This is a genomic window from Bacillus cereus group sp. BceL291, assembly GCF_051776705.1.
In the GTDB taxonomy this organism is placed as follows: domain Bacteria; phylum Bacillota; class Bacilli; order Bacillales; family Bacillaceae_G; genus Bacillus_A; species Bacillus_A cereus.
Genome location: NZ_JBPWAP010000161.1, coordinates 1 through 4,909, shown reverse-complemented (window position 1 = coordinate 4,909; position 4,909 = coordinate 1). Strand labels below are relative to the sequence as shown.

The window sequence follows — 4,909 nt, the reverse complement described above, 5'->3', positions numbered from 1 at the left end:
TATTAAGAAAAAACATTCAATTTCTTTATATTCTATCACGAATATAAAGAAAGGATGGCATTTTTTACTTTTGGGGATAGTTAACACTTTTAAGTTGATGGGCATGGGGTAGTATCAGGAAAATGCGGATTTACAACGCTAAGCTCTTTTCCAAGACGATTCCCCCATTTTTAACAACGTTAAGAAAGTTGTAGTGGTCTTAAAGAATCTAATGAGATCACTTTCTCCGAATTAAAATGATATTCTCCTAGTAAATTAATATGTTCCCAGCCTAAAGGTGACATATGGTGCAATAAGTCTTCATTAAAACTACCTGTCTCTTTTTGATATTCAACTGCTTTTGTTAGATGTAGGGTATTCCAGATACTGATAGCATTGATAATTATGTTTAAAGCACTGGCTCTTTGCAATTGATGCTGTATGGTTCGTTCCCTAAGCTCTCCTTGTTTTCCGAAGAAAATAGCTCTTGCCAGTCCATTCATCGCTTCTCCTTTATTCAATCCTCTTTGTATTTTTCTTCTTAAAGTTTCATCCGATATGTAATTAAGAATAAAGATCGTTTTTTCTATTCTTCCCATTTCGCGTAAGGCTGTAGCTAAGACCTAATTTCCCCATATATAGAAAGCTGTCGGAAGAGAAACAATAATCGTTCCTTATTCCATTAAGGGCCATATAATGGAGTAAGGAATGATTAAGGAAGTTTATGATAAAATTAGATAGAGTTTGTAAAAAGTGTATTTAAACTAAGCACCCGATAATTGAATAAGATAGAATAAAACTCTAAGGCAAGGGATAGCCTTAGAGTTTTATTATTTTTGATGCTTCTTTTTTCCAGTAAGTGATTATTCTGGTTAACATGAAAAAATTGCTAGGTTTAACAAACTCTTAGCGATTTTTTATGTTTAAATCTTGTGTCTGTTGAAAGTTCTTTGAGTTAATTCAATAAAATCTTCCAATGGAGGAGTCATCCATTTATCCTTATGCCAAGCGATATGGGTGAAAATAGGAGGAATATTATTATCCCATTTTAATTCCACCATTCTCCCCATTTTAATATCTTTTTCAACAACCATTGTAGGTAATGCAGCAATTCCTAATCCTGCAATCACACATTGCTTTATGGCTTCGATACTACCAAATTCAAACTTATTTACTGGGTAGACTTTTGCTGAGTGACAAGACTTTTCTAAAAGAGTACGGTAGGAGCAACCACTTTCGGTTAATAGCAGTGTTTCATGCTCAATATCTTTAAGATAAACCTCTGACTTCGAAGCTAATGGATGGTTTGGAGCAGCCACCATCTTGATATCTTCTTGTATCAAAGGTTTTATCGTTAAAGCTTCTTCAGGTTTCGTTATATCCATAATGAAGGCAATATCAAGCATACCATTCATTAGTTGCTTTCTAGCTAACTCGTCGGAATGAGCTGGTTTAAATATTAACTTTACATTAGGGTATCGATCTTTAAATTCTTTTAATATGGTAGGTAACCTATAAGTACATTGACTTTCTTGTGCTCCGATGATAAGGGTGCCAGAAGGTTCTTTATTTCCACTGATGGCCATTTTTGCTTCTTCATTTAGTTTAATGATTTTTTCCGCATAGATTTTAAATTCTTTTCCTGCCTCGGTTAATGTTAGGCGTTTACCTAAGCGTTCAAATAAAGGTTTTTCTAGCTCTTCTTCTAATGCTTTAATTTGGGCTGTCACACTAGATTGAGCAAAGTTTAATATACTAGCTGTTTTGGTGAAATTAAGAGTTTCGGTAGCCGTCTTAAAAGTGATGAGTTGTTTAATATCCATATTCGTCTCCCTCCTAAATCGGAAATATCGATTGAACCAAACGGAATAATCTGTTTTACTGATTTATATGTGTAGTTTAAGCTATAAATCATAAACAGTCAAAAAAAAGGAGTGGAATAATTATGAGTATTGCAGTTATTTACGGAGGTACTCGCCCAAATGGAAATACAGAGACGTTAACTAAACGTTCTATTAAGGATCTCGAAGTAGATTCCATTTACTTAAGGGATTACAATATTAAACCAATAGATGATATGCGCCACACTGAAGACGGCTTTCAAGATGTTGGTGATGATTATAACTCCCTAATATATCGAATGGTGCACCACGATATTCTCATATTTTCGACACCGATTTATTGGTACAGTATGACAGGAACAATGAAGAACTTTATTGATCGATGGTCCCAAACGATGAGAGATCCTCAATATAAAGACTTTCGAAAAATCATGTCTAAGAAAAAGGCCTATGTAGTTGCAGTTGGGGGAGATTCTCCTTTTATAAAAGGATTACCATTAATTCAGCAATTCAACTACATCTTTGACTTTGTTGGTCTACCTTTTGAAGGATATATTATTGGGAAAGGAAATAAACCTGGAGATATATCCAAAGACCAGGAAGCTTTTTATGCAGCTGATCAATTACATGAAACATTAAACTTCTTATCGTCTTCCTCTTATACAAAAAAAGAAGAAAAAAGGGAAGTGTGAAAGGGGAGTAAAAAGTGCTAAAGACACAAATGAAATTCAACGTTTATTATATAGCTTATCTAACACTCGGGGTTATTTGGGGCACTAATTTTCTTTTTATGAAATGGGCCGCCGTTCATATTGATCCTTTACAAATTGTGTTTCTAAGAGTTTTAGCCGGTTTTATTCCTGTATTTCTTTATGCACTTATTAAACGTCAAATAAAGTTAAGTCATATAAAATATATACACCACTTTCTAATTATGTCTATCCTCGCAACTATCATTTACTATTATTGTTTTGCGAAAGGCACAGCATTGTTGAATTCTGGAATAGCTGGGGCTTTAAGTGGGTCCATACCGATTTTTTCTACAATCATGACCTTCTTTGTTTTAAAAGAAGAAAAGGTAACTGTTAAAAGAGTAGTCGGAGTTATTGTAGGATTAATTGGTGTGTTACTTATTGCGAGACCATGGGAAAACGGAGATACAGCTCTTGACGTTAAAGGTGTCATATATATGTTAATAGGGTCTCTCAGTGTTGGTGCCTCTTTTGTATATGCAAAAAAATATTTAACAAAAATCAATATTTCTCCCGCAGCTTTAACGAGTTACCAGGTGGCCATTGCAATCATTATACTTGGTCTCTTTGGGGATTTACAAAGTATAGAGAATATTCAATCAGACTCAGTTGCGTTGATTGGTGTATTAGTGGGACTAGGAGTTCTAGGAACAGGGCTAGCTTACATTCTTTATTATGTTCTCGTCAATAATTTAGGGGCAATAATAGCCTCCACAGTAACTTATATACCACCTGTAATATCCTTATTAATCGGCGCACTATTAGCAAACGAAATCATTTTGATAAGTGATTGGAGTGCCATGATCATCATTTTATTTGGAGTATATATAATGAACAAAAAGGAAGGATTTGATAGTGATTTGCTCCATAATCGGGAGCATTAGTTCAATTATCTATTGGCAGTAATTATTATCTTGATCTTCCAAAATAGGGCGCTTTAACGGAGCAACGAAAAAAGCCTAATTTCTCAATATAAATGTTGAGAAATTAGGCTTTTTAATAAGGGAATTTCCTTAACGTTGTAAATCCGCATTTTCCTGACGCTACCCCTAGTAGGGGTCACCATATCAAAAAAATTGTACGTTTAGACACAAACTAACCGGTTCCTTATACATTAAGGAACCGGCTATTGATTTTACAGCTTTTTTATGAAGTTTTTATCTTATAATGTTTTAAATGATTAATTTAAGTTTATAAACTTAAATCATAAATAAAAGATAGAGTGAAAACTATATAAGAAATAAATGTAACAAAAACAAGAAAACATATAAACCGAGCATTAGATACATATTGTGCTATTCTTTTTTTCATGTTAATTGGTTTTATTCTTTAAATGTGAAGTATCAATTTGAATCTTACCTTTCCAAGATCCAGCTACTTTTCCAATTTTATTTATATTTACATCTAATGTAAGGGGTTGTTTAAAAGCGTCTTTTTCTTCAGGATTTACAACAAATGTAACAACGCCTTCTGGTTTATCTTTATCACGAATGCCTGTTTCTAATTTTTTACCTGTTGCCATAAGTTCGAAAGGAAGATAATCATCTTTATCTTGTATAAAGGATATTAATGATCCATTTTTAAGTTCAGGTCGTTCCTCTTGTTGTCCATTGACCTTACCATCACTCTTAAGATCTACTCCAGCTGTATCAAATTCATATGGTACTAAACTTCCATCTGCTTTTTCCATTCTATAATGAACTGATATACGTGAATCCGCGATATATAATTCTTTGAAATGTACTGTAATACCCTGATCTGTAATTTTTTCATCAATAGGAATATATTTGCCATTCTTCATCGTATCTTGTGTGACACCATTTTCGTCTTGTATTCCTTCATTTACAACCTTATCATTTGTAATTGCATCAGAAAAATACGAGGCAACATTTGTAGCCGCCACTTGTACTTGTGGAATCATTGCTGTTGTAAATAGTCCTGCTGCAGCTACTGCTGTATAAATGAAACGTTTTGTTTTTTTATTCATGTTTGTAAAAATTCCCTTCTTTTGTTGTTTTTTATGATTTATATTAGAAACATTGTCTAGTTTTGAACGACTTTCAAATGTTTTCCATGCTTGTTCTACGTCAATTTTGATTTCTTGTGGTGAATGTGCAGATTCTTCATATAGCATTACATTCTCCCATTGGTTTAATTTACTGATTTCTACTAATAAATCTTGGCATGCTTCACATGTATCTAGGTGCTTTGTAAATTCTTTTCTTGTATCATGAGAAAGTTCTCCATCAATATATGTTTGAATAAATCCGATATCATAACATTTCATTTGTTATGCCTCCTCCATTTGTTTATAAATCTTGCGAAATTTCATTTTGG

4 protein-coding genes and 1 pseudogene are annotated in these 4,909 nt (G+C 33.2%); 2 read left to right on the top strand and 3 right to left on the bottom strand.

Features of this window, described 5'->3' with window-relative positions:
* Nucleotides 1-179: 179 nt before the first annotated feature.
* Nucleotides 180-599 (bottom strand): annotated as a pseudogene (locus ACS2CR_RS33455) (Tn3 family transposase); the annotation flags it as partial.
* A gap of 303 nt (nt 600-902) precedes the next feature.
* Entirely contained in the window at nt 903-1,802 is a 900-nt protein-coding gene (locus ACS2CR_RS33450; RefSeq protein ID WP_000351941.1) for a LysR family transcriptional regulator, read from the bottom strand.
* Between the two features lie 122 nt (nt 1,803-1,924).
* On the opposite strand from ACS2CR_RS33450, the gene ACS2CR_RS33445 reads away from it, so the two are divergent.
* Both ACS2CR_RS33445 and ACS2CR_RS33440 read left to right on the top strand, forming a co-directional pair.
* A complete protein-coding gene (locus ACS2CR_RS33445; protein WP_000020440.1) occupies nt 1,925-2,512 on the top strand; it encodes a flavodoxin family protein in 588 nt (195 codons plus the stop codon).
* A gap of 14 nt (nt 2,513-2,526) precedes the next feature.
* Nucleotides 2,527-3,456, top strand: a complete 930-nt coding sequence (locus ACS2CR_RS33440) for a DMT family transporter (RefSeq protein WP_000921229.1) — start codon at nt 2,527-2,529, stop codon at nt 3,454-3,456.
* Nucleotides 3,457-3,884: 428 nt separating this feature from the next.
* Here the strand turns inward: ACS2CR_RS33440 and ACS2CR_RS33435 are convergent, their stop codons facing one another.
* The gene (locus tag ACS2CR_RS33435) at nt 3,885-4,859 is read right to left on the bottom strand and encodes a DUF4179 domain-containing protein (protein WP_000650425.1); all 975 of its coding nucleotides are present in this window, start codon (nt 4,857-4,859) and stop codon (nt 3,885-3,887) included.
* Nucleotides 4,860-4,909 lie beyond the last annotated feature (50 nt).

Bases quoted from the DNA above. Each gene is read 5' to 3' on its own strand.
- ACS2CR_RS33450 (WP_000351941.1), bottom strand. From the start codon at position 1,802: ATGGATATTAAACAACTCATCACTTTTAAGACGGCTACCGAAACTCTT.
- ACS2CR_RS33445 (WP_000020440.1), top strand. From the start codon at position 1,925: ATGAGTATTGCAGTTATTTACGGAGGTACTCGCCCAAATGGAAATACA.
- ACS2CR_RS33435 (WP_000650425.1), bottom strand. From the start codon at position 4,859: ATGAAATGTTATGATATCGGATTTATTCAAACATATATTGATGGAGAA.